Genomic DNA, 22918 nt, shown 5'->3' with positions numbered 1-22918 from the left:
CCCCTCGTCACCCAGCGGAGCCGAACGTAACCGCGTGGTGAGCGCGGCGCGTCCCCCTTGTGAACGAGCCGGGGTCCGCACTTCGATGGAGTCCGGCCCCGACCAGGCAATACAGTGAATTGATTTGTCCCTTTCTCAGGTCGTGATGATCTGTGAACGTTCCGCTGTGAAGGCGCGTCCACGGCCACGACCTGCTGCTTCACAGCGGAACGTTCACAGGGAAAGAGTGCGGCTTGAATCCCAATTGGGGGAATTGCACTGTTCCCAGAGTTCGGTCCGCCGTGAGGGCAATGTGGACCGTTCGGCTCCGACCCTGCTGAAGAAGGAACCGACAAGAACATGAAGATTCGCCTATCGCGCAGATCCGCGGTGGTCGCCGTCTCCGTCGCCGCCGTCGCCGGTGCCGCCGCCGTGGTCGCACCGCCCATCCTCGCCGCGCAGGACTCCGCCGTGGCCATCGTCAACGCGGGCTCCGCCGACGCCGTCGCCGACCGCTACATCGTGGCCTTCAAGTCCCAGGGCCAGGGCATCGCCTCGGTGAGCGCCTCGGCCACCTCGCTGACGCAGCGCTACGGCGGCCAGATCCGGCACACCTACGACGCGGGCCTCAACGGCTACTCGGCCAAGATGAGCGCCGCCGAGGCCGCGAAGGTCGCCAAGGACCCGGCTGTCGCCTACGTGCAGCAGGTCACCACGATGAAGCTGACCGACACCCAGACCAACCCGCCGAACTGGGGCGACGACCGCATCGACCAGGCGAGCCTGCCGCTGGACCGGTCCTTCACCTACCCCAGCAACCCCGGCCAGGGCGTGCGGGTGTACATCATGGACTCCGGCATCAACGCCAACCACCAGGAGTTCTCCGGCCGCATGGCCGCGGGCTACGACTTCGTCGACAACGACTCCAACCCCTCTGACTGCCACGGCCACGGCACGCACGTCGCGGGCACCGCGGCGGGCACCACCTACGGCGTGGCCAAGAAGGCGACGATCTCCGCGGTCCGGGTGCTCAACTGCCAGGGCTCCGGCGCCAACGACGACATCATCGCGGGCATCAACTGGATCCGGAACAACGCCGTGAAGCCCGCGGTCGTCAACTACAGCATCGGCTGCCAGCAGCGCTGCTCCGACAACTCGCTCGACAACGCGGTGAAGGCCCTCGTGGCCAGCGGCGTCCAGTGGGTCCAGGCGGCGGGCAACTCCAGCGACGACGCCTGCTACTACAGCCCGCAGCGGGTGCCCGAGGCGATCAACGTCGGCAACTCCAACTCCAGCGACGTGCGCAACTCCACCAGCAACTACGGTTCCTGCCTGGACATCTTCGCGCCCGGCACCAGCATCATCTCGGCGTCGTACTCCAGCAACACCGGCACCGCGACGATGTCCGGCACCTCCATGGCCTCCCCGCACACCGCCGGTGTCGCGGCGGTCTACCTGGGCAAGAACCCCTCCGCCACCTCGGCGCAGGTGCAGACCGCCCTGGTGAACAACTCCAGCACCAACAAGCTGACCAGCATCGGCACCGGCTCGCCCAACCGCCTGCTCAGCATCAGCTTCCTCAACGGCGGCACCACCCCCGGTGACGTCTCCGTGGCCAACCCGGGCAACCAGAACGCCACCGTCGGCCAGCCGTTCAGCCTGAACAACTCGGCCTCCGGCGGCACCTCGCCCTACACCTGGTCGGCCACCGGCCTGCCCGCAGGCCTGTCGATCAGCTCCTCGACCGGCACCATCTCCGGCACCCCGACCGCCGCGGCCACCGCGAACGTCACCGTGTCGGCCCGCGACTCCGCGGGCAAGACCGGCTCGGCCTCGTTCACCATCACCGTCGGCACCACCGGCGGCAGCTGCGGCCCGGTCACCAACTCCGCCGACTACACCATCCGCGACAACGCCACCGTCTCCAGCCCGGTGACCGTCGCCAACTGCACCGGCCGAGCCTCGGCCACCGCCACCGTCGCGGTCAACATCGTCCACACCTACATCGGCGACCTCGTCGTCACCCTCGTCGCCCCCGACGGCAGCACCTACGTCCTGCACAACCGCGCTGGTGGCTCGGCGGACAACATCAACCGCAGCTACACCGTCAACCTCTCCTCGGAGAACAAGAATGGCACCTGGAACCTGCGCGTCGCCGACCAGTACGTCAACGACACCGGCTACATCAACTCCTGGACGCTGACCCTCTGAGGCCCACCCGCCGACAGGGATAACCGCTAGGGACAACGGTGCCCCGGTGAGCGAGAGCTCACCGGGGCACCGCCGCGCCGCAGTCATGGCGCGGCGTCAAGAACCTGGCGGCTGATCAACCAAACGATCCATCACACCCTCATCGCAGAGAGCGCAAATGGCTCGCCGAGCGGCGTGCACAGTGGCGCTATGTGGCGGACACAGCCGCGGGACTCCACCCGAGTTCGTCAAAGACGCGTGGCCGATGACGCAAGCGAGGTGTGGGCTCCGACAGTCAGTCGAAGGTCCACCCCCACCGGGCGAGGGCATCGGCGAGAGTTTCCGCCACGCGCGGATCGGGTTCCCGGGCGAGTTGCTCAGCACAGACCGGGCCCGCGACGGCTCCGTCTGCGAACTCGTAAAGGAACTCCGCCGCGATTGCCCGCACCGAGCGGTTGACGTGCGCCACGTACTCGGCGACCTGCTCCACCGCACCTTCGCAGCGGAGGGCGTGCAAGGCGCGGATCGTGACCGCGAGATCAGGCCGGTTCGAATCTTCCTTTCCCGCCCGCAGGACCTTACGCAACTCTTCGGCGCCATCGTCGATACCAAAGTCTTCCAACATCGAGACGTACGCCTCTTTCTGCGTCGTGTCACGGCTGAGCAGTGCCGCGCGGATGACCTCCACGGCATCGAAATCCCGCAAACCTGTCAACGCTTCGAGCACGGCGTTCAACGCGCCCTCTTCGGTGGCCGGCAGGCCTTCGACCAGTCGGCGCGCGGCTGATGTGAGTTCAGATTGACACTCCACCGGCAGAGCCATCAACGCTCGAACGACAACCTCCGCGCTACTCCCCGACGGGTTCCGAAGAGACTTGCGGGCAGCCAAGACCGCGTTTATCGTCTTAACGCATTCGTCAACCACCGCCGCCCCTAGATTCCGCGCCGCACTACATCAGCAGTAACTTGACCCTTTACCCCACCGATGACCGAGACTCGACGGATATACGCGTTGACCTTGGTTGCCACGTCCTGCTCGTCGTCCGACTCCTTGGAGATGACCAGATAGTTCGCGACAGCCGAAACACCCGGCTGGTGCGAGCGCTCCAACTTGAAGACCAACTTGTTTCGCCCTCCGTCGTAGATGAGGATCTCTTTGGGCAGTTCTGGGCGTTTCTCATGGAACACGAAGAAGCGACCCGGCTTGCCCCGATCGACTATAACACCCTCACCGTCGTTCTCCAGTTTGTTGGCCGTGCCGTGGTCCATCGCGCCATGCGAACCGTGCATCAACTCGGCCAGTCCGCCAGCAGCGAACTCGATCTCAATCATCACCGCATAGTGATACTTGGATATGTCGCGCTGATCCTTCTGCTTGCGCTCCACATAGTGAACTGCATATAAATAGTTCTCGGAGAATCCCGGTTCACCTCTCGCACGCCCCTGATCGTCTTTCTTAATACCAAGGTTCTGCCCCTTGAAGATGCGTAGGACCGAACGCAGGCTCATCGACCGGAACGTGCTCATGAGAGCCTCGGAATCGTCGCCCTCGACAGTTCGATCAATCAACGGGATCTTGTCGGCGAACAACTCGAAGGTGGGGTTGACCTCACCGACGATCTTCGCCTTCCCGCCTTGGTCCTCGACGCGCAGGTCGCGTAGTCCGTACCGAACCTTGATCCCAGCCAGGACGGCCTTGAGACGGATTCCCCGCACCCCCTTCTCCAGCGCGCGCTCGACGGTCTTGCGCGCCGCGTCCAGCCGTCTGCGCTTGCCCTCGGGGCTGTCGTCGCCGCCACGCAGCCGGTCACGAGTGTTCCCGAACTTGCCCTTGAGCTTGGCCCAGAGCTTCTTGGCGATTCCGGCGATCTTGTCGACGACCCAGTCGACGGCTTTCATGATGGGTTTGGCGAGGGATTGGATGATTTTCTTGACCTTGTCGGCGATGCCGGTTACGCCTGCTATGGCGGCCAGGGCGCCGATGAGGACGGGGATGGACAGGGCCAGGGCGTTCTCGATGAGGGCTGGGACACCGCCGCCGCTGCCGCCGGCTATGGCGACGATCGCGTCCAGGACGGCGTTGATGAACTGGATGATCTGGGCGCCCTGGGTGACGATGAAGGTGACCAGGTCGATGATCATCTTGACCGCTCGGACGAAGGCCGAGGCGGGGTTGAGCATGGAGACGATCATGGTGATGCCCGCGACGAGCACCGTGGGGATCAGGTATTCGGCGAGTTTGCCGAACAGGGTGGCCTTGAGGTCGCCCGCCTTCTCCTTGATGGTCTCCCAGATCCCGCCGACGCCCTCTGACTTGATCTTCTGGGCGATCGGGACGGCGCCCTCGGCGGCGGCCATCGCCGGTTCCGGAACACCCCTGGCCACGATGCGGCCGCGGATGGCGGCCCAGGTCAGGCCGAGCAGGGAGCCGATCATCATGATGATGCCGCGCAGGTCGAACTTGGCTGGCAACTGCAGGCCCGCCCCGGCCATCGCCCCCATGAGCCAGCCGACGAGGCCCTTTTTGAGGTGTTCGCCGATGTTGCCGATGAACGCGCGCAGGCCAGCGCCGACGGCGGAGACCAGGTTGCCGAGGAAGCCGATGGGGTCGCGCAGGATGCCCATGACGGCGGCCGCGGCCTTGGCCAGTATCCCCAGCAGCAGGTCCTTGAGCTTGAGGATCGTGTCGATGACGCCCTTGATCGCGCCGATCGCCTTCGCGACCAGGCCCTTGTTCTTCTCCTTCTCCGCCTCGATCTCCGCGTCGACGCTCTTGAGCGCCTCGTTGTACTTCGTCGCCAGGGTCTGGACCAGCTCGGTGCCCTTGGCGTCGACCGACTCGGTCAGCTCGTCGAACTTGCCCGCCAGGTCCCCCGCCGCCTGCTTTCCCAACGCCCGCAGGTCCTCGGGCAGCTTGCGGACCTCGGCCTGCAGTTGCTCGCGACCGGTCGCGATGCGCGCCTTGGCCCGGTTGAGCTCACCGCCGATGATGTCGGCGACCGACGAGATGACCCCGCGCATCTTCGCGACGTAGCCCTGCCGCGCGGCCACGAAGATCTGGTTGGCCTCCTCGGGCAGCCCGGCGAACTTGTCCTTGACCCACTTGAGCTTCCCGGTGAACCCGGAGTACCGCTTGTCCTTGTAGGCGTCCATCTTCTGCTTGTGCTCGGCGGTGAAGGCGTCCCGCGCCGCCTTCTCCCCCGCCGTGAACGCGTCGTCGACCTTCTTGTCCAGGCCGGACAGGATCGCCTCGACGTCGGTCTTGGTCGCGTCGAACACCTTCTGCAGGGTCGCGGTGACCTGCGCGCGCCGCGCCTCGTCCTTGCCCTTGGTGCCCTGCTTCTCCTCGGTGACCTTGCCGCCCGCCTTGCCGCGCTCGGCGGCCAGACCGGCCATCGCCGCCCGGCCCGCGCCAGCGGCGTCCGCCTTCGCACCGGCCAGGGTCTGGGCCTCGGCGCCGCGGACCTGGCCGGGCGCGGTCGCGGCGTGCTGCTCGGTCTCCTGCTTGTCGCGCAACGCCCCGGTGAACTCCGGTTCGTTGGACTTGGCGAGCTGGTCGTCGGTGACCTGCGCGGCGGCCATTTCACCGTCGACCTGCTTGGGGCCGTCGGAGAAGTCGGTCGCGGACGCGGGTGCCTTCTGCGGCACCGCGTTCGCCGCGTCCGGCGCGGCTGGGGTGCCGGGCGGGCGGTCCGGGGCCAGCGGGGTGACCGGCTTGTCGGTGGCGGCGGCGGTGTCGGGTGGCGCGTTCGTGGCCGTCTCGATCGGACCGGCCGAGGCCGCCTTGCCCTGGCCGACCTGTCCCTGGACCTGCCCCTTGACCGCGTCGGCCTTGCCGGACTCGCCGAACTTGTCGGCGTCGTCGAGGTTCTTGGGCGCCTGGGCGGCGATGGCCTGCTCGACCGCGCGGATGAACGCCGCCTTGTCGAACTCCCCCGGCTTGGCCGCGTTCATCTTCTCCGCGTTGGCGGCCTTGCCCTGCGCCAGTTTGTCGTCCGGCGGCGCCACGGCGGCGGCCTGGGACGCGGCCGCTTCCGCGGTGGCGGGCGGGTGCGCGGCGATCTGCTTCTGCTTGCCCCGGACCTCCGCCTCGACCGAGGCGAACCTGGGGTCGGCCTCGGCGGACGGGCGCGGGGCCGCCTCCGGCGCGGACTCCAGCCGCTGCACGGCGGGACGACCGAGGACCTTGGCCGTCGCCCTGTTGCCCGCGGACCGCTGCAACCGCCGCGCCGAGGTCGCCGACATCCGCGCCGCGGGCAGCCGGGCCGCCACCGGCTGCGCCCGGCGCTCGTCGGCGGCCCGGTGGGCGGTGGTGGAGCGGTGGGGCTCGGGCTCGCCTTTCTCAGCGGGCGCCTTCACTCCCGCTCACTCCTCCTCGGCGAAGTCCTCGCCGCTCTCCTGCCGTTGGACGAAGGTCTGCGCCGCGGGCGCCTCCTCTTCCTCCTCCGGCGCGGGTTCCTCGGCGCGCTGCACGGCTTCGGCGGCGTGGTCGTGACCGCTGTGATCGTGACCGGAGTGGTCGTGATCGGAGTCGTCGGCCTGCCGCTGCACCGGCGCTTCGGGACCAGGCCCGGACATCACCCGGTCGGCGTTGGCGACCGCCTCGCGCTCGAACCGGTCGCCGGGGTCGCTGATCTTCACGCCGCCCCCGGCGTCGGTGCCGTCGACCGGGCCGGAGCGCTGCTGGACCACGTGGGTCAGCTCGTGGGCGAGCATGTGCTTGCCCTCGGCGGAACCGGGGTCGTAGCGGTTCTCCGAGAAGACGATGTCGGACCCGACGGTGTAGGCCTGCGCGTTGACCGAACGCGCCGACTCGGTCGCCGCGCCCCCGGTGTGCACGCGCACCCCGGAGAAGTCCTGACCGCCGAAGCGGCCCTCCATCTCGGCGCGGGTCGCGGTGTCGAGCGGGCTGCCACCGGACCCGATGACGGAGTGGACCGGTGAGCGCTCCTCGTCCACCAGCGCGCCGACGCCCGCGTTGCCGACGGCGCGTTGCAGGCCAAGGAGTCCCGGTGCGCCGAGCACGTCCGCCCGCCCGGCGGCGGCCGCTTTGCCCAGCAGCGCGTGGTCTTCGCCGTCGTGGCCGCGGTCGCCAGCCGGGCGGTGTTCGGCCTCGAGGTCGTGCTCGTGCTCGCGCATCTGCTCGCCTGCCCTCCCCAGCGTGGGTCGCACCTGCGGGCGCCGCACGCCGCGTCGGGTCGCCGGTGGCGGGGCCTCGGGGTCAGCTTCCCGGCGGTGGCGGCGGTGGGCAACGCCCCGGCGTTCACCCGTTCGGGCAAACCGGATTGCCCCTGCCGCAAGGAAAACCGGGATGGACGCGGCGCGGATCCGCCGGACACGGCTGCCCCAATGGCCCTATCATGATCGACGACTTGAGCTGTCCGTGCGCGTGTTCCCCGGGTGGGTGCGGTCGGCTTGCTACGAACGGGCTATGCGCCGCCGAGGTGCCCCCGTCGTGGAAACGCGGGCCGTACGGTCGCCGATAAGGGTGTTGCGGAGGGGACATGCGTCGCAACAAGGCGGTTTCTGCGGTGGCCGGTGACGCCGGCCCGGACGGCGCGCGGCTGCTGCGGGAGCTGCACGACGCGGTCGGGCCCGCGCTCACCGGGATGGCGTTCGGCCTGCGCGCGGCCAGGAACCTGATCGGCCGCGACGCCGAGTCCGCCGCGCGGTTGCTCGCCCAGCTCGAGGAGGAGCTGCACGGCGCGATCTGCGACGTGCGCAGGCTCACCGACGGCGGCACGCCCAACGCGCTCGACCAGGTCGGTCTGGTCGAGGCGATCGAGCGGCACGCGGTGTCGTTGAGCGGGCACGTGTCCGGCTCCGGCAGCCCGCTGCGCATCGAGGTCCGGGCCAGGGGCGACCTCGCGGTGCTGACCCTGCCGGTGCAGGTGGCGACCTACCGGGTGGTGTGCGAGGCGTTGAGCAACATGGCCAGGCACTCGCGGGCCCGCAGTTGCGTCGTGCTCATCCACAACGACGGCGAGTTGGGCGGTGAGCTGAACGTGGAGGTCGTCGACGACGGCGTCGGGGTGCCGTGGCGGGACGCGGACCCGTGGTGCGGGGTGGGGTTGCGGTCGATGCGCACCCGGGTCACCGAACTCGGTGGCCGGTGGTCGATCGAGCCCGGTGTCCCGGTCGGGACCAGGGTGGTGGCGACCTTCCCGCTCGGCGCGGGCTGAGCGCCGCCGTGCCGGGGCCGCGCCGAGTCCTGATCGTCGACGACCACGCCACGTTCCGCCTCGGGCTGGGGGCGCTGCTGGAGACCGTGCCCGGGGTGGCGGTGATCGGTGAGGCCGACAGCGGGCACGCCGCGGTCACCGCCGCCGGGGCGCTGCGCCCGGACGTGGTGGTGATGGACCTGCACCTGCCCGACATCGACGGGCTGACCGCGACCGAGCGGATCACCCGCGCGCACCCCGAGGTCGGGGTCCTGGTGCTCACCATGGACGACGCGGAGCAGACCGTGTTCGCCGCGGTGCGCGCGGGAGCGGGCGGGTACCTGCTCAAGACCGCGGGCCAGGAGGAGATCGTGCGGGCGATCCACGCGGTGGCCGACGGGGAGATCATCTTCGGTACCCCGGTGGCCACCAAGGTGCGCGCGCTGTTCGCCGCCGCCCCCGGGCCCGCCGGTGACCTGTCCGGGCTCACCGGCCGCGAGCGCGAGGTGCTCATCATGATCGTGCGCGGCGAGGGCAACGCCGCCATCGCCAGCAGGCTGGTGGTCAGCCCCAAGACGGTGCGCAACCACATCACCCACATCTTCCGCAAACTCGACGTCGCCGACCGCGGCGAGGCCATCCGCAGGGGCCGCGCGGCCGGTCTGCGCTGACGCCCGTGCGGGCGGTCGGCGGTGCCCGCGCGGCTGTCCCTGCCGCCCGTGGGACCGGGGTGGGACCAGCGGCGGGCGATCGGGACCAAAGGGGACACCGGGTCGCTTCTCGGCCATCCGGCGGAGCGGGAGGATGTGTGCCACTGGACACATCCCAGGGGGGAGCTCCCGATGATCACCGATCCGATCCCGGTCGTGCTGCACGCCATGGATGTCATCACCCGCGCGGGCGTGGACGCCGCGCTGCGCACCCGCGCCGAGATCCGCCTGACCGCCGAGGACACCCTGCCGGTCGACGACCCCACCGACCGGTCGGTGGCGCTGGTGGTCGCCGAGACCTGGGACTCCTCCACCCAGGCCCTGTTCCGCCGCCTGCAGGTCCAGGGCCGCCGCCGGGTCGTGCTGGTGGCAGGCGAGATCGACAACTCCCAACTCCTGGAAGCCGTCGGCATCGGCGTCGCCGCGGTCATCCGCCGGGCCGAGGCCACCCCGGAAACGCTGGTGCGCCTCATCGAAGCCACGGCGGCCGGGGACGGCACCCTGCCCCCCGACCTGCTGGCCCGCCTCCTCGACCGCGTCTCCCGCCTGCAGCGGCAGGTGCTCAACCCGCGCGGGTGGGACCTGGCGGGGGTGTCGGCGCGGGAGGCGGAGGTGCTGCGGATGGTGGCGGAGGGGATGGAGACGCGGGAGATCGCCGAGCAGCTGTGCTACTCGCAGCGGACGGTGAAGGGAATCCTGCACGACATCACCAGCCGCTTCCAGCTGCGCAACCGCGCCCACGCGGTGGCGTTCGCGTTGCGGGAAGGGCTGATCTGAGCAACTGTCCACAATGGCCCAGCGCCCCGTACCCCGCGTTCGCGGGTACGGGGCGTTCGAGTTCAGGGGCGGCGGAGGTGGTGGGCCAGGGCCACGATGGCGGCGAAGGATGCCAACGCGACGGTGGCGGGAAGGCTCAAGTACTTGGAGAGGCTCGGCGCCGTGCTGGGGCCTAGGAGCCAGAGGGCCACGGGGACCGCGTAGGCCACCCCGAGGGCCGCTGCCCACCAGCGCAAGCGGCTGCGGATCAGCAGGACCGCGATCGGGATGCCCGAGATGAAGGCGAACCCGCTGAGGATCAGGACCGGGACGCTCCAGGCAGTGGCGTAGGTCGCCCGGCGGTGGGCGGTCATCGGTGGCCGCAGGGGCGGGATTCGGCGGCGGTCTTGAGGTCGGTGAGCCAGAGGTCGAGGCCGGGGGCCAGGTACCGCAGCGCCATGGCGGGGTCGGCTTCGACCTGGGCCCCGGTCCAGCTTTCCTCGGTTCGGACCCGGACGCCGCCCGCCACGGGGGTGAAGGTCCAGACGTGGATGCCCTCGTCGATGCGGAGGCCTTCGCCGACGGCGGGGCCGGACCAGCGGAGGCACTGGCGGGGCTTGACCTGGTGCACCGTGGAGGTGATCACCAGGGTGGTGGCGGGGGTGGTGGGCGTCGGGGGCGCGGGGGTCGTCCAGCGGAAGCGGGAACCGGGGCGCAGCGGGCCGGGGTCGAGGCGCTTCATCGTGCTGACGGTGCGCTGCCAGGTCGGCCAGGCTTCGAGCCTCGTCTGCACGTCCCACACCGTGCTCAGCGGGGCGTTGATGACGATCTCGGCGCCGTAGTGCACCTTCGCCGCCGGGTTGATGCCCTTGCCGCCGCAGGTGAGCGGGGCGGGGGCGGCGCTCGCGGGGGTGGCGGCGCCGAGCAGTCCGGCGGTGATAAGCGGGAGGGCGAGCAGCGCCGAACGCAGCCTGCGGGTCATGACTTCTCCTCGTGGCGAGCGACCGAGCTAACCCCTGTCGCGTTGGTTAGAACCTATAACCAACGGTGAGCGAGAGTCAATAGCGAAGGTGATAGGCTCTAACGAGACGGAAGGAGCCGCCGTGGCGCAGAGTTCGCGGGAGCGGTATCGGACCCAGGTGCGCGCCGACATCAAGGCGCACGCGTGGGAGCAGATCGCCACGGCCGGGGTGTCGGCGTTGTCGCTCAACGCGATCGCCAAGCTGGTCGGGATGAGCGGACCCGCGCTGTACCGGTACTTCGCCAGCCGCGACGAGCTGATCACCGAGCTGATCCGCGACGGCTACCGCAGCCTCGCCGACGCGGTCACCGCCGCCGACGCCACCGACCTGGTCGACCTGGCGGCGGTGATCCGGGACTGGGCGCGCGCCGACCCCCAGCGGTACTTCCTGCTCTACGGCACGCCCGTCCCCGGCTACCACGCCCCCGACGACACCACCGCCATCTCCCGCGAGGTCATGGCTGCCCTGATCAAGGCGTGCGCGACGCGGGACCACCCGCCCACACCGTTCGACACCCACCTCGAGTCCCACCGCGAATGGGCCGACGACAACGCGGCGACCACCGCGACCCTGCACCGCGCGCTGTCGTTCTGGACCCGCCTGCACGGCGTGCTCTCACTGGAACTGGCGGGCCACTTCACCGGCATGGGCTTCGACCCCGCCCTGCTCATCGCCGACGAACTCGCCTGAGGACACGGGGCCGGGCCCCGCATCGACGCCGAGCGCAAAGCGACGGAAGCCGAGCGGCGCTACGCCGAAGCGCAGGAGATGACCACCGCGCCCGAGCGCAAACACTGCCCCGGGACTGCCAGTGCTCCCGGCGGTCCGGATCGCGGGGACCGCCTGCACGGCGTGCTCTCACTGGAACTGGCGGGCCACTTCACCGGCATGGGCTTCGACCCCGCCCTCCTGATCGCCGACGAACTCGCCTGAGGGCAGGCGAACCAGGCCCCCGCTCAGCCCTCCATCCGGCCCGACAGGGAGATCGCGGGTGAGCAGTTGCCCCGCTCCGGCGGGTTCTGGCAGCTGACGGCGAGGATGATCGCTTCGCCGCTGGTGAAGGTGAGCGGTTGCACCCAGTGGTGGTCGAGGTCGCGGAAGTTGCCGAGGCCGAACTCGAACATCAGCGTCCGCCCGTCCGGCGAGCGCCGCAGTACCCGCATGGTGCCGATGTCGGCGCGCGGGTTCTGCAGGATCAGGTCGGTCACCTGCAGCACCTTGTTCTGCGGCACCACGAACTCCACCTCGCGGAAGCGGCGCACGTCGGCGTCGATCGGCGCGTCCGCGGCGATGCGGCGGTCGAAGGGGGCGGAGGGGGGCGGCGGCGGTGTCGAGGGCACCTTCGGGGGCGCGACCGGGTCGGACGCTGCTGGCTGGGCCGGGTCGACGCCTTGGGCGCGCAGGGCGCGGTCGGAGCCGGTCTTGGCCTCCCCCGCCTGCTGCTTGGCCGCGCCCGCGTCCTGTTGGGCCGCTTGGGCGACCTGCTTGACCTCGGCCGCCTGCTTGGCGGCAGCGTCAGATGCCGCAGAGCGGACCGCGGGCTTGAACACGGTGAACCACAGCACGATGATCGCCAGCAGGAACGCCAGCAGCGCGGCCAACGCGGGCAGCACCCACTTGGGCAGCAACTGCCGTTGCACGTAGGTGCCCTCGGCGACGACCGGGTCGCCGGTCTCGGGGGTCACCGTGACCTTGAACGGGCGGCGGACCGGTTGGCCGCGCAGGAACCGGCGCGGCGGGCTCACCCGCAGCCGCACGTAGGCGGTGGTCCCGGGTTCGAGGGTGATCTCGCTGTGCCGGAAGGCGAAGGTCAGCTCCGCCTCGGGGTCGACAGCGGCCAGCCGCAGCGGCGCGGTCTGGTTGCCGAGGTTGTCCACGGCGATCTCGAAGGTCGCCCCCGAGGCGCCCTCGACCTTGGCCGGGACCACCTCGGCGCCGATCGCGTCGAAGGGGGCGATGTCGAGTTCGCCCTCGGTCATCACCGAGCCCTCGGGGTCCTCCTGGGCGAAGACCCGGACGCCGAACGGGACGGTGCCCGCCGTGACGTCGGCGGAGCGCGGCGGGGCGAAGGTGACCGTCACCGTGGTCGACTCGTTGGGCAGCAGGTTGACCCCGGACGGGGTGACGGTGGCCCACGGCGCGGGCGGGCCGATCACGTCGACGGTGAAGTGGTCGACGACGTCGCCCGCGTTGCGGATGACCACCGTGGTGGTGACCTGCTGACCTGCCTGGACCGCCAGGGTGGGGGTGGACAGCGTGGCGGAGGCACCCATGCCGGGCTCCTTCCTTCGGGGCTGGGATCGGGGATCGGGATCAGCGCGAGACGAACGAGCGGGGATCCCCGCGCAGCACGAACGCGACCGGTTTGAGGGAGCGGGTCATGACGACGTAGCCGCCCGCGACGACCCGGCCGAACGGCGCACCCGCCGACGGGTCGGCGGCCAGCACGCGCGGGCCGAGCGTGTCCTTGTGGAACACCAGGACCTGGGCGGTGAAGGTGCCGTCTGCGCGCACCCGCACGGTGCCGGGGGTCTCGGAGATGCCGATGTCCCAGCTCAGCCGCACGGTGGCGTCCGGCGGGAAGTCGGTGCCGGAGGCGGTGGTCACCGCGCCCTGCGGCCCGGCGGTCGGGTCGACCCGCAGGACCGGTTGGCGGACCACGACCCGGCCCGCGGCGGTGTTGTCGGCGGGGTCGGTGTCGGGTCCGGTCGTGGTGACCGTCGCGGTGACCGCGACGTCGACCGCGGTGGTGGCGATGTAGGCGGCCTGCACCTGCACCACCTGCCCCGGCGCCAGGGTCCCCAGCACGCAGGGCACCGGGCAGCCCGAGGGCGTTCCGGCGGCAAGCCCGGTGGGGACGGCCGCGGTGAGCCGGACCCCGGGCATCGGCACCGGGCCGCCGTTGCGCACGGTGTAGGTGACGGTCACCGGCTGCCCGCCGACGTACCCCGGTGACGGCTGCGCTTCCAGGCCGACCGAGAGCGCGCCCTTCGGGACCGGGGCGGCGGTGATCCGCAGTTCGGCGCGGTCGGTGACCGGCGGGTTGACGCCGTCGTCGACGGTGAGCACCAGGGTGTAGGTGCCCGGTTCCGCGCAGGTGACCTTTGTGGACAGTGCGGTGCTATCGGTGAACGTGCACGGCGGCTCCGGGGAGGTGTCGGTCGGCGGGTCGACCGACCAGGTCACGCCCAGGTCGGGGCTGTCCGGGTCGACCACGGTGCCGACGATGCCGACCGCCGTGTCCTCCTGCCCGGTGTACGGACCGCCCGCGTCGACCTGGGGCCCGGCGTTGCGCAGGGTCAGCGTCGTGCTCACGGGTTCGGCCTGGTTGACGCCGTCGGACCCGGTGAGGGTCAGCACGTAGGTGCCGTACCGGTCACATTGGACGGTCGTGGCCAACGCGGCCGGGTTGGCGAACGAGCACCGCGCCTGGTCGTCGCTGCCGGGGGCCGGGCTGATGGACCAGGCGGTCGCCTGGCTGAGCCCGTCGGTGTCGGTGAACCGGCCGAGGATCGGGACGTTGGTGTCTTCCAGGCCCGAGTACGGTCCCCCGGCGTCGAGCGTCGGCGGTCTGTTGATGAACACGACCCGGCATTGAGTGGCCTCGCCGGGACCGTAGACGTCCTTGCCGCGCGCGGTGACGCACAGGGTGTGGCGGCCGGGGGCGAGGTTGTCGACGGTGGTCTCGTAGGGCGTCGAGTACGGGCCGCTGTGCGGCAGGCCGGGAACCTGGATCTGGCGCGCCGGGCCGTTGTCGACCGACAGGAAGACCGCGTCGAGGGAGGACTTGACCAGGTCGGGCAGCCGGTCGGGCAGGTTCGCCGGGTTCTCGACGTGGTCGCAGCCGCCGCCGGTCCTGGCGCCGATGTAGGCCAGTGACGTCTCGGAGGTCGTCTCGCCGCACGCGGAGGACTTGCCGACGGCGAAGGCGCGGAACCGGACGTTCGGGCCGATGTGGTCCAGCGCGTCCTTGGTCGAACTGGAGTTCGCGCCGTCGGAGAGGAACAGGACCAGCTTGTTGCGCTCGGGCATCTCGCCCGCGACCTCGCCCGCGGCGGCGATCGCGCCGGGGAACTCGGTGGTCGAGGTGCCGATCGGGACCGGGCTGAACTCGGTGAACCCGCCGCTGGACGAGTAGAGCAGCGACAGCAGCACGGTGGAGGTGTCGGGGAACCCGTCGTTGTTGGCGTCGGTGCCGGGCACGACGTGGCGGGTGATACCCGGGCCGGGGCCGAGGTCGGCCACCCCGGCGTTCGAGGCGAACCCGACGACGGCCACGGAACCGATCGACCGCTCCACCGCGGCCTGGTGGATGACCGCTGTGGCGGCCTCGACCTCGCAGTGCAGGACGGTCCGGGTGTCGCTGTCGTTCACGTTGCCGCTGCAGTCGTCAGAAGTGCTGCCGGAGACGTCCACCACGACGACCATTGCGGTGTCGGCGGGCAACGAGCTGTCCCCCACGGCCGCGGTGCCGCGCACGGTGACCGGCCCCGGCGGTCGGACGGCGCCGTCGGTGGGCTCGCTGATCGACACCGTCACCGTCGTGGGGCCCGGCGGGTTGGTCGGCGGCGTGGTCGTCGTGGGCGGTTGGGTCGTGGGTTGGGTCGTCGGGGCTTGGGTCGTGGTGGGCTCGGGTCCCTCGGTCGTGGTGATCGGCGGGTCGGTGATCGGGGTCTGGGTCGTGCCCGGCTGGCCCGCCGCTGCGGCGGCGAAGAGCACCGTTGCGGCGGCGAACACCGTGACGACCACCGCCAGGGCGGTGGCGCGGACGCGGATCCCGGCATGCGTCATGGCTGCTCGAACAGTTCGATCTCGGACAGCGCCACGTCCAGGCCCTGCAGGGAGCGGTGGATCTCGACCACGTGCACCTCGACCTCCTTGGAGCCCGCGCTGCCGCTGATCTCGACGGTCTGCGGGTCGGGGGTGTCGGCGAGCGGGACGTCGAAGGTCTTGCCGTTGGAGTAGACCAGGTGCAGCTTGGCGGGGCGGTGCGTCGCCTGGAACGCGGCCGGGTCGCCCACCCGCACGATCGCGCGGCGCAGGTCGACCGGGTTGGCGAACTTGAGCACCAGCACCGGCGGGACGGCGGTGGCCGGGGCGGCCCAGTAGGTGTTCTTGGCGTTGTCGGCGGCGAGCACGGCCTCGTGGCCGGGAATCGCGGCGGTCGCGCTGACCTCGGTGGGGCGCACCGGCCGCAGCTGGGTGCCGAACTGGCGCTCGACCCACTTGCGGCCCGCGACGACCTCCTGGTTCACCGACGACCGGAAGCCGGGGATGAGCGCGTAGAGCACGGCCAGGACGGCGAGGAACGCGACGAACACCCGGCGCAGCCAGCGGCCGACCGCGGCGAGGGTGCCCCGGCGGCGGGGCCGCTTGGGGCGCTTGCCGTCGCCGCGCCAGCGCTTCCACCAGGGCGGCTTGACCTCCTCCGGCTGGTCGAGCGGGCGGCCGCAGCCCATGCAGATCCGCCGGGAGACCGGGTTGCGGGTGCGACAGCCGACGCACACGACGTCGTCCTCGGCCAACGGCCTCGGCTCCGTGGTCTGGGCCTTGGCCCGCAGCGGCCGCGCCTCGGCGGGCTGTTGGGCGCCCAATACCTCGGTCGACTGCCGGGGCCCGATCGGGTCCGGGGTGGCCTCGCCGGTGGGACCGGGCGGCGGCTGGTTCGGCGGGGTGGTGGGCTGATTTGTCGCAGGGCCGGACGGGGCGGCGGGCGCGGCGTTCTGAGCGGCGACGGTGGCCACCGGGGTCTGGGCGGCGGCCTGCTGCTCTGGCGCGCTGCCCGACCAGTCGAGGAAGCTGCCGCAGCCGGGGCAGAACCGGGTGCTGCCCGCCGAGCGCTCCCCGCAGTTGGCGCAGACGATCATGTACCGCTCCCGTTGGTGTTCCCGGCGGGCGCCCCGCCGACGACTTCGACGGTGACCCGCAGGTGCACCGGGACGGATTCGGCGACCGAGGCGCGCACGGCGGCCGGGTCGACCGCGGCCGGGTCGGCCACGCGCACCACGACCAGCACCTGCCCCGGGTCGGTTCCGGGCAGCGGGCCGCCGTGCTCGGCGTTGGCCACGCAGCCGCCGGTGTCGGTGACCTCGACGGTGCCGCCGGTGAGCAGCTCGACCTGGCGGGCGAGGCCGTCGACGGTGCCGCGGCGGCGGTGCATGGCCACGGCGGCGCCGATCAGGTCGCGGCGCTGCCGGGGCGCCCAGCCCTCGTCGGCCTCGAGCGCGACCCAGGAGCACAGCCAGTCCAGGAAGTCCGGGGCGGCCAGTGCCGGGTCGAAGTAGTCGGCCGAGGAGTCCAGGACGGCGAACAGCGGCGCGATCACCTCGTCGAGCGCGGCGGTGAAGCGCTGGGTGAACTCGTTCTCGGCGTAGATGGCGGGCAGCCGGTCGCCGATCGGGTGGCGGACCGGGACGTCCGCGGACGCGGTGCGCACGCCTCAGCTCCTCGTCACTCTGACCTGGTGGCCGTAGGAGAACACCAAGGCCTCGGGTGGGATGTCGATCCGCTTGACGGTGTCGCCGCGGGCGCCGGTGACCGGGTCGGCGGCGAACAGCAGCACGCTCTCGACCATCTCCACGCCCGGCAGCCGCTGCAGGACGGCGAACATCTCGCCCTCCTGCACCGGGCGACCGAAGGGCCACCCGGTGCCGTCCGGTCCACCGGAGACGGGGTTGAGGTAGTCGTGCAGTGCGGTGGTGGCGCGCGCGGCGAGCGCGTCGGCCACGACCTTGGGGCGGGCGCGCAGCTGCGCGACCACGGTGACGCCCTGGTAGAAGGGCGGTTCGACGACCACGCGGGCGCCGAGGCAGCGGCGGGACTCCAGGGCCCGTTGGACGTCGGTGCGCAGCCGGTCGGGCAGCTTCAGCGAGACGAAGGCGAGCTCGCCGGAGGTGGCGATCGTGGGCACGACCAACACGCGGACCCCGTTGGGGCTGTTGGGGTCCTGCGCGCAGCGCACCCGGGCGACCTGGGGTGAGGCGCCGCGGGTGAGCTCCTCGTAGTCGTGGGCGGTGACGGCCCGGTCGAGGGTGCGCAGGGTCAGCGGGCCGCGGATGGCGGCGGCGTCGACGGTCTCGCCGTCCACTCCCCCGGTGGCCGGTCGGTGGTTGGTGACGCCGCTGACGAAGGGCACGGGGTCGCGCAGCACGGCCAGCATGCCGCGGGCGACGTTGCCGCCCCGGCCGCCGCCGGTGCGGTAGCGGGGCACCCGGAGGGCGGCCGCTTTGGTCGGCACCGCGCCGTAGTAGCGGAAAGCGCCGTCGGGTTGGCGGATCGCCGGGCCGAAGACGACCTCGCCCGCGACCCGGTCGAGGGTGAAGTGCCGGTCCTCCGGGCCGGAGTCGGCGAACGAGGCGACCTCGGTCCACTCCTGCCAGCCGTCGTCCGCGCCGACCTCGAGCACCAGGGGCTCCCCGGCGACGACCGGGCGGCGCTGCAACTCGAACCGCTGCCCCGGCACGCCCTCGGACACCCCGACCACCTCGTCGCGCACGACCTCGGCGTGCACCGCGGTGCCGGTGGCGCCAACGGTGGCCGCAGTGATCGCCCGCAGCGTCGGCGACGCCTGGTAGAACGCCTGGCCAGGTTCGGGAGCTGTGGCGCGGCACCGGATCCAGCCAGCCCGGTGCACCCCGACGACCGACACCTCGTGCTGTTCGGGCAGGTGCAGCTCGACATCACCCGCGGTGTTGAACCCGCCGGTCGTGTCATGGGCGACCTCGCAGGTGGCCCACCGCTGCCCGTCCCACGCCTCCCAGGCCAGCGGCGGGTCCCTCGGGTCGATGCCGACACCCTCGACCTGGCACTCCATCCGCAGCAGGACCAGCCCGCCGGGCACCGCGTCCGAGAGTCCGAAGTAGACGGTGTCGTCCGGTTCCGGTCTGCCGCCGAACAGGGCGGGGGCGCGGCCGTCGACCACGTCGTCGGTGCGGTCGACCGGCGGTCGGCCCCCGGTGGAGGTCGCCAGGTGGGTCCAGGAGCACGGCCGGATCTCCAGCGTGCGCTGCAGGGTGAACACCACCGGTTCGGACACCTCGGTGCGCTGGGTGACGACCTGGCTGCCCGCCTGCACGAACACCGGGTTCTCCTGCGGCGCCGAGAGCCGGAAGGTGGCGGGCACCCTGGCCGCGGCAGGCGGGAACAGGGTGACCCCGATCAGGTCGAGGAAGCGCAGGTAGGCGCGCTCGGGGATCCGGTTCACCCGGTAGATCAGCTGGTCGACCATGAACGCGAAGGTCTCGATCAGGGTGACGCCGGGGTCGGAGACGTTGTGGTCGGACCACTCCGGGCAGCGCTGCTGCACCCGGCGCTTGGCCTCGTCGACGAGGTCCTGGAAGCGGCGGTCGTCCAGGTTCGGGATCGGGATGCCACCCATCAGCGACCCTCCCCGGCGAGCTCGTCGGCCGCCTCGATCGCCGGTCGGGCACCGGGCAGCGGGGTCGGGTCGTGGCTGGGGATGACGTAGAACGGGAACACCAGGTTGCGCGGGTCGTTGCGGTCGCGCAGCGTGTAGCGGATGTCGATGAGCAGCGTCCCCTCGTCAACGGCGTCGAACCCGACCACCACGTCGTCGAGGCTGATCCTGGGCTCCCAGCGCTCCAGCGCGACCCGCACCTCGTAGGCCAACTGCCCCGCGGTGGCCGCGTCCGCGGGGGCGAACACCAGGTCGTGGATGGCGCAGCCGAACTCCGGGCGCATCGGCCGCTCCCCCGGCGAGGTGCCCAGGATCAGCCGGATGCTCTCCACGATCTCCCGGTCGCCGCCGACCAGCGCGACCGACCCGGTGGCGTCGGTGCGCACCGGGAACGCCCAGCCCCTGCCGATGAACTCCACGTCAGCCTCCAATGAGGACGGTCAGGCACCCGGCGATGATCGGGGCGCCGCAGCCGGACATGTCGCCGAGGCGCGCGGCGGGCTTGCCGCCGATGAGCACCGTGGGGCAGCCGGGCGGCACGATCGGGGTCGGCGGGTGCGGGGGCGGTGGCGGGAACGAGCAGGCGTGCAGGTCCCCCACCGTGGCGGCGGGTTTGCCGCCGATGAGCACGGTCGGCACCCCGGGCCCGGTGACGGTGCCCGGGTGCCCGGTCGGGTCCCCGACCCTGGCCGCTGGCGGCATGGCCCTCCCCCTCCGACTCAGTTGATCTTCACGATGGCGCCCTTGACCGTCACCGGTCCGCTGGCGCTGAGCTCGGCCTGCCCCTGCCCCTTGACCACCGCGGTGGCGCCCTCGGCGGTGAACCCGCCGACCGCCTTCACCGCCACCGTCTGCCCCTTGAGCTCCAGCGGCCCCTGCCCGGCGTCGACCTTGATGCCGTTGGTGGCCTTGACGGTGATCTCCTTGCCGCTGGTGATCTCGATGACCTGCTTGGTCTGGTCGAGGGCGAGCACGAACTTGCCGTCGCCGGTGGCGATGGTGATGCCGTCGGCCTCGACGAACTCGAGCTTGTGCGCCTTGCGGGAGACGAACCCGCGCACCGCGATCTCGCCGGATCCCTCGTCCACCACGGGTTTGGCGAACTTCGGCACGGTGTCCTTGCCGTTGTGCAGCGAGCCGAGCACGAACGGCGCGTCGAAGTCGCCGTGGTCGAACCCGACGACGACCTCGTCGCCGACCTCGGGCAGCATCATCGCGCCGCGGTCCTTGCCAGCGCCCCACTCGGTCATCCGCGCCCAGCCGCTGGTGCAGTCGTCGGCCAGCCACGGGAAGGTCACCTTGACCCTGCCCAGCTTGTCCGGGTCCCGCACGTCGCTGACCACCCCGGTGACCAGTCCGGTGTGGACACCCCGGCCGTCGCGGCCACCGGAGGCGAGCCCGTAGAAGGAGCGCTCCTGCCTGCCGGAGACGGAGAACTCGGTGGTGTAGCCGACCTCGTCGCTGAACAGGTGCCGGGTGGTGGTGAGGGTGTACTTGCCGGCGAACGGCTCCCCCACGTTGGCCAGCGCCACCTGAGCACCCGCCCGCAGCTTCGGGTTTCCCTTGGCCACACCGTCGAGTTCGACGCAGGCGCTGCCGAACTCGTTGGCCAACCCCTTGGCCATCGCCGCGGCCGCGCCCTGGGTGCCCCTGGTCGTGGTGGCCACCAGCGGTGGGCTGCCGAAGCCGTTGGCGAGGGCGACCGGGTCCGCACCGGAGACCTCGATGCCTGCGTGCTTGGGGGTCTCGGTGGCGGTGATGGCCTTCTTGGCCTTCACGTCCCAGCCGCGGACCTCGACCTTGGGCACCTGCTCGGCGGCGGTCACGCCTGCCCGCAGCGACACCAGGTTGCGGTGCGCCTCCAAGACCAGCGGGTCGGTCGCGGCCTTGGCCGAGGTGTCCGGGGCGCCGGAGGGCTGTTCGGGGAGCTGGAAGTTGAGCTTCTTGTCGACCACGGCGATCTGCGCGCCCACCGCGTCGGCCAAGCGGGACAGGAACTCCCAGTCGCTGATGTTGTCCTGGCCGAACTGGGTGTTGGGCGCGCCGCCGTAGCCCTTGACGTCGTCGATGGTGCCCGCCTGCAGCCCGGCCCGGCTGGTCACCTTGCGGACCACGTCGGCGACGGTCATGTCCGGGTACACCGCGACCCGCCTGCCGCGGAAGAGCCGGTGCGCGTGGTCGTAGCCGCGGACCTCGGTGAAGGTGCCGGTGCGGTCGAGTTCGATGCCGACGGCGGTGACCTCCCCGCTCATCAGCGCCTGCGGGCCGCCGGGATCGGCGGTCTGCACCTTCAGCTCCACCGGCACCCCGACCTTGATGCCCGCCTTGGAGAGCACGACACCGGCCGGGTCGCGGAAGCGCAGCACGAACATGTCCGGCAGGTTCCGGCTGTCGTCCACGTAGGCGACCGCGAGCATGGCCTTGACGTCGGCGGGCAGCGGCTGCCCGCCGACGGTCACGGCCAGGCTGTTGGCGAAGCTCTCATTGGCCACGGGAGATCTCCTCCAGCGCGGGCACCCGCAGCCGGGTGCCCGGGCGCAGCACCATCGGGTCGTCGATGTCGTTGAGCTCGGCGATGTCGCGCCAGAACCCGGGGTCGCCGTAGGCGCGGAAGGCCACCGACTGCAGGGTGTCGCCCGCGACCAGGGTGTGCGTGGCGCGGACCGCGCGGGTACCCGAGGTCGGGTTCTGGCCGCCCTGCTCGCCGGAGATCTCCTCCAGGTTCACCGTGCACACCGCGCGCACCGGCACCCCGGCGGGGGTGAACAGGGTGTACTTGGCGGTCACGCTGGCGACGTAGGCCGGGAACCCGGTCATGCCGCCCCACTTGAACACCACCCACGGCGGCGAACCCTTGCCGCTCTGCCTGCTCTCCTCGGTGGCCACGCAGCAGGAGAAGACCTTCTCGACGGTCTTGACCACCTTGTCGTCCATCGTGTCGGTGGCGTCGAGGAACATCTCCAGCGCCAGCTTGCACGGGTCGGCGCCCTTGAACTCCGGCGGACCGCTCTTCTTGGCGTTGCGCTGCTCGTCGCGCTTCCACTTGGCGTTCTTGGTGAGCGAGAGCTCCTTGGGGTTGAACTGGAACGGGATGTCGTACATGAACTCGCCCGGCTTGGCGGTGCTGCCGCCCTGCGGGGGCTTGTGCACGGCGAGCTTGGCGCGCTGCAGGTTCGGCGGGGCGCCCGCGCCGTAGTTGGCGGTGGCGGGCGACCCGGCGGAGACGAAGGTGATCGGCGAGCTCATCACGCCCCCCGACCGAGGAACCCGTGGTGGGCCAGCTCGAGGGTCTCGGTGGCGACCTTCGGCGAGTCGGCCGAGAGCTGCGGACCGGTCCAGCGCACCGGCACCACGTCGACCAGCGACCAGCGGGCGATCACCTTGCCGGCCAGCGTCCTGGCCTCGATGGTGGCGGTCTTGCGCCGGATGCCGCCCGCCATGCCCGCGATCCAGGCGGTGACCTTGGCGCTGTCGGCGGTCACCGGCCGGGAGAACTTGACGTTGCCGTACTTGATCCGGGTGGGCAGCTGCCAGACGAACCCGTTGTTGCCGCCCTCCTCCCGTTGCTCCATCACGAACTCGCAGCCCAGCCCGTCGCAGCTGCTGAACGCGCCGAGGCTCTCGTCGTCGATCTTGACGACGTAGCAGACGGCGACGGCCTCCTCGATGCTGGTCATCTCGCCC

At 71.3% G+C, this 22918-nt stretch carries 20 protein-coding genes and 1 pseudogene; 6 read left to right on the top strand and 15 right to left on the bottom strand.

Annotated features, from left to right (window positions below; all coding sequences use genetic code 11):
* Positions 1-339 precede the first annotated feature (339 nt).
* Positions 340-2190: a S8 family peptidase gene (locus tag JOD54_RS20350; protein WP_204452064.1), complete on the top strand. Its 1851-nt coding sequence runs from the start codon at positions 340-342 to the stop codon at positions 2188-2190.
* A gap of 274 nt (positions 2191-2464) precedes the next feature.
* Here the strand turns inward: JOD54_RS20350 and JOD54_RS20345 are convergent, their stop codons facing one another.
* The 3 genes from JOD54_RS20345 to JOD54_RS20335 form a co-directional block, all read right to left on the bottom strand.
* Positions 2465-2992 carry a HEAT repeat domain-containing protein gene (locus JOD54_RS20345; RefSeq protein WP_204452062.1) on the bottom strand — a complete coding sequence of 176 codons (528 nt, stop codon included), beginning with the start codon at positions 2990-2992 and terminating at the stop codon, positions 2465-2467.
* 110 nt (positions 2993-3102) lie between these two features.
* A complete protein-coding gene (locus JOD54_RS20340; RefSeq protein WP_204452059.1) occupies positions 3103-6528 on the bottom strand; it encodes a hypothetical protein in 3426 nt (1141 codons plus the stop codon).
* A gap of 6 nt (positions 6529-6534) precedes the next feature.
* Positions 6535-7308, bottom strand: coding sequence for an eCIS core domain-containing protein (locus JOD54_RS20335; RefSeq protein ID WP_204452057.1), 774 nt, complete (start codon positions 7306-7308; stop codon positions 6535-6537).
* 365 nt (positions 7309-7673) lie between these two features.
* Between JOD54_RS20335 and JOD54_RS20330 the strand changes: the two genes are divergently transcribed.
* The 3 genes from JOD54_RS20330 to JOD54_RS20320 all read left to right on the top strand — a co-directional run bounded on the left by JOD54_RS20330 (position 7674) and on the right by JOD54_RS20320 (position 9817).
* A complete protein-coding gene (locus tag JOD54_RS20330) occupies positions 7674-8351 on the top strand; it encodes a sensor histidine kinase (RefSeq protein ID WP_204452055.1) in 678 nt (225 codons plus the stop codon).
* Between the two features lie 8 nt (positions 8352-8359).
* Positions 8360-9001 carry a response regulator gene (locus JOD54_RS20325; RefSeq protein ID WP_204452053.1) on the top strand — a complete coding sequence of 214 codons (642 nt, stop codon included), beginning with the start codon at positions 8360-8362 and terminating at the stop codon, positions 8999-9001.
* 171 nt (positions 9002-9172) lie between these two features.
* The gene (locus tag JOD54_RS20320; protein ID WP_204452051.1) at positions 9173-9817 is read left to right on the top strand and encodes a helix-turn-helix transcriptional regulator; all 645 of its coding nucleotides are present in this window, start codon (positions 9173-9175) and stop codon (positions 9815-9817) included.
* A 62-nt stretch (positions 9818-9879) separates the two neighbouring features.
* Here JOD54_RS20320 and JOD54_RS20315 read toward each other — a convergent pair whose 3' ends face one another.
* Both JOD54_RS20315 and JOD54_RS20310 read right to left on the bottom strand, forming a co-directional pair.
* Entirely contained in the window at positions 9880-10170 is a 291-nt protein-coding gene (locus JOD54_RS20315; protein WP_204452049.1) for a hypothetical protein, read from the bottom strand.
* Positions 10167-10778: an SRPBCC family protein gene (locus tag JOD54_RS20310; RefSeq protein WP_204452047.1), complete on the bottom strand. Its 612-nt coding sequence runs from the start codon at positions 10776-10778 to the stop codon at positions 10167-10169. The genes JOD54_RS20315 and JOD54_RS20310 overlap by 4 nt, the downstream gene beginning before the upstream one ends.
* A gap of 121 nt (positions 10779-10899) precedes the next feature.
* Here JOD54_RS20310 and JOD54_RS20305 point away from each other — a divergent pair, with 121 nt between their 5' ends.
* Together JOD54_RS20305 and JOD54_RS20300 are read left to right on the top strand one after the other, a co-directional pair.
* Positions 10900-11508 (top strand): TetR/AcrR family transcriptional regulator, encoded by a 609-nt coding sequence (locus JOD54_RS20305; RefSeq protein WP_307860190.1) that lies wholly within the window; start codon positions 10900-10902, stop codon positions 11506-11508.
* Between the two features lie 150 nt (positions 11509-11658).
* A pseudogene (locus JOD54_RS20300) lies at positions 11659-11751 on the top strand (TetR/AcrR family transcriptional regulator); the annotation flags it as partial.
* A gap of 23 nt (positions 11752-11774) precedes the next feature.
* Here the strand turns inward: JOD54_RS20300 and JOD54_RS20295 are convergent.
* The 10 genes from JOD54_RS20295 to JOD54_RS20250 are packed head-to-tail and all read right to left on the bottom strand — an operon-like array spanning position 11775 to position 22911.
* On the bottom strand, positions 11775-13091 hold the full coding sequence (locus JOD54_RS20295; RefSeq protein ID WP_204452046.1) for a COG1470 family protein: 1317 nt from the start codon (positions 13089-13091) through the stop codon (positions 11775-11777).
* Between the two features lie 40 nt (positions 13092-13131).
* Positions 13132-15609 (bottom strand): DUF11 domain-containing protein, encoded by a 2478-nt coding sequence (locus JOD54_RS20290; protein WP_204452045.1) that lies wholly within the window; start codon positions 15607-15609, stop codon positions 13132-13134.
* Positions 15606-16685 (bottom strand): NADase-type glycan-binding domain-containing protein, encoded by a 1080-nt coding sequence (locus JOD54_RS20285; protein WP_204452044.1) that lies wholly within the window; start codon positions 16683-16685, stop codon positions 15606-15608. The genes JOD54_RS20290 and JOD54_RS20285 overlap by 4 nt, the downstream gene beginning before the upstream one ends.
* Positions 16682-17254: a phage tail protein gene (locus tag JOD54_RS20280; protein WP_204452043.1), complete on the bottom strand. Its 573-nt coding sequence runs from the start codon at positions 17252-17254 to the stop codon at positions 16682-16684. The genes JOD54_RS20285 and JOD54_RS20280 overlap by 4 nt, the downstream gene beginning before the upstream one ends.
* 3 nt (positions 17255-17257) lie before the next feature.
* Positions 17258-19195, bottom strand: a complete 1938-nt coding sequence (locus tag JOD54_RS20275) for a putative baseplate assembly protein (protein WP_204452042.1) — start codon at positions 19193-19195, stop codon at positions 17258-17260.
* Positions 19195-19653, bottom strand: coding sequence for a GPW/gp25 family protein (locus tag JOD54_RS20270; protein ID WP_204452041.1), 459 nt, complete (start codon positions 19651-19653; stop codon positions 19195-19197). The genes JOD54_RS20275 and JOD54_RS20270 overlap by 1 nt, the downstream gene beginning before the upstream one ends.
* 1 nt (position 19654) lies before the next feature.
* Complete coding sequence (locus JOD54_RS20265; RefSeq protein WP_204452040.1) at positions 19655-19936, bottom strand: PAAR domain-containing protein; 282 nt, start codon at positions 19934-19936, stop codon at positions 19655-19657.
* 17 nt (positions 19937-19953) lie between these two features.
* Positions 19954-21726 (bottom strand): VgrG-related protein, encoded by a 1773-nt coding sequence (locus JOD54_RS20260; RefSeq protein ID WP_204452039.1) that lies wholly within the window; start codon positions 21724-21726, stop codon positions 19954-19956.
* Positions 21716-22480 (bottom strand): CIS tube protein, encoded by a 765-nt coding sequence (locus JOD54_RS20255; protein ID WP_204452038.1) that lies wholly within the window; start codon positions 22478-22480, stop codon positions 21716-21718. Before JOD54_RS20255 ends, JOD54_RS20260 begins: the two co-directional genes overlap by 11 nt.
* Complete coding sequence (locus JOD54_RS20250) at positions 22480-22911, bottom strand: phage tail protein (RefSeq protein ID WP_092774524.1); 432 nt, start codon at positions 22909-22911, stop codon at positions 22480-22482. Before JOD54_RS20250 ends, JOD54_RS20255 begins: the two co-directional genes overlap by 1 nt.
* Between the last annotated feature and the right edge of the window lie 7 nt (positions 22912-22918).

Origin of the sequence: Actinokineospora baliensis (assembly GCF_016907695.1) — a bacterium.
Classification (GTDB): Bacteria; Actinomycetota; Actinomycetes; order Mycobacteriales; family Pseudonocardiaceae; genus Actinokineospora; species Actinokineospora baliensis.
The sequence above is the reverse complement of the archived record's forward strand: the minus strand, read 5'-3'. Positions and strand labels throughout refer to the sequence as shown.

Excerpts from the sequence above, each read along its gene's own strand:
- JOD54_RS20350 (WP_204452064.1), top strand. The coding sequence starts at position 340 with ATGAAGATTCGCCTATCGCGCAGATCCGCGGTGGTCGCCGTCTCCGTC.
- JOD54_RS20345 (WP_204452062.1), bottom strand. The coding sequence starts at position 2,992 with ATGGCTCTGCCGGTGGAGTGTCAATCTGAACTCACATCAGCCGCGCGC.
- JOD54_RS20335 (WP_204452057.1), bottom strand. The coding sequence starts at position 7,308 with ATGCGCGAGCACGAGCACGACCTCGAGGCCGAACACCGCCCGGCTGGC.
- JOD54_RS20330 (WP_204452055.1), top strand. The coding sequence starts at position 7,674 with ATGCGTCGCAACAAGGCGGTTTCTGCGGTGGCCGGTGACGCCGGCCCG.
- JOD54_RS20320 (WP_204452051.1), top strand. The coding sequence starts at position 9,173 with ATGATCACCGATCCGATCCCGGTCGTGCTGCACGCCATGGATGTCATC.
- JOD54_RS20315 (WP_204452049.1), bottom strand. The coding sequence starts at position 10,170 with ATGACCGCCCACCGCCGGGCGACCTACGCCACTGCCTGGAGCGTCCCG.
- JOD54_RS20310 (WP_204452047.1), bottom strand. The coding sequence starts at position 10,778 with ATGACCCGCAGGCTGCGTTCGGCGCTGCTCGCCCTCCCGCTTATCACC.
- JOD54_RS20295 (WP_204452046.1), bottom strand. The coding sequence starts at position 13,091 with ATGGGTGCCTCCGCCACGCTGTCCACCCCCACCCTGGCGGTCCAGGCA.
- JOD54_RS20290 (WP_204452045.1), bottom strand. The coding sequence starts at position 15,609 with ATGACGCATGCCGGGATCCGCGTCCGCGCCACCGCCCTGGCGGTGGTC.
- JOD54_RS20285 (WP_204452044.1), bottom strand. The coding sequence starts at position 16,685 with ATGATCGTCTGCGCCAACTGCGGGGAGCGCTCGGCGGGCAGCACCCGG.
- JOD54_RS20275 (WP_204452042.1), bottom strand. The coding sequence starts at position 19,195 with ATGGGTGGCATCCCGATCCCGAACCTGGACGACCGCCGCTTCCAGGAC.
- JOD54_RS20265 (WP_204452040.1), bottom strand. The coding sequence starts at position 19,936 with ATGCCGCCAGCGGCCAGGGTCGGGGACCCGACCGGGCACCCGGGCACC.
- JOD54_RS20255 (WP_204452038.1), bottom strand. The coding sequence starts at position 22,480 with ATGAGCTCGCCGATCACCTTCGTCTCCGCCGGGTCGCCCGCCACCGCC.
- JOD54_RS20250 (WP_092774524.1), bottom strand. The coding sequence starts at position 22,911 with ATGACCAGCATCGAGGAGGCCGTCGCCGTCTGCTACGTCGTCAAGATC.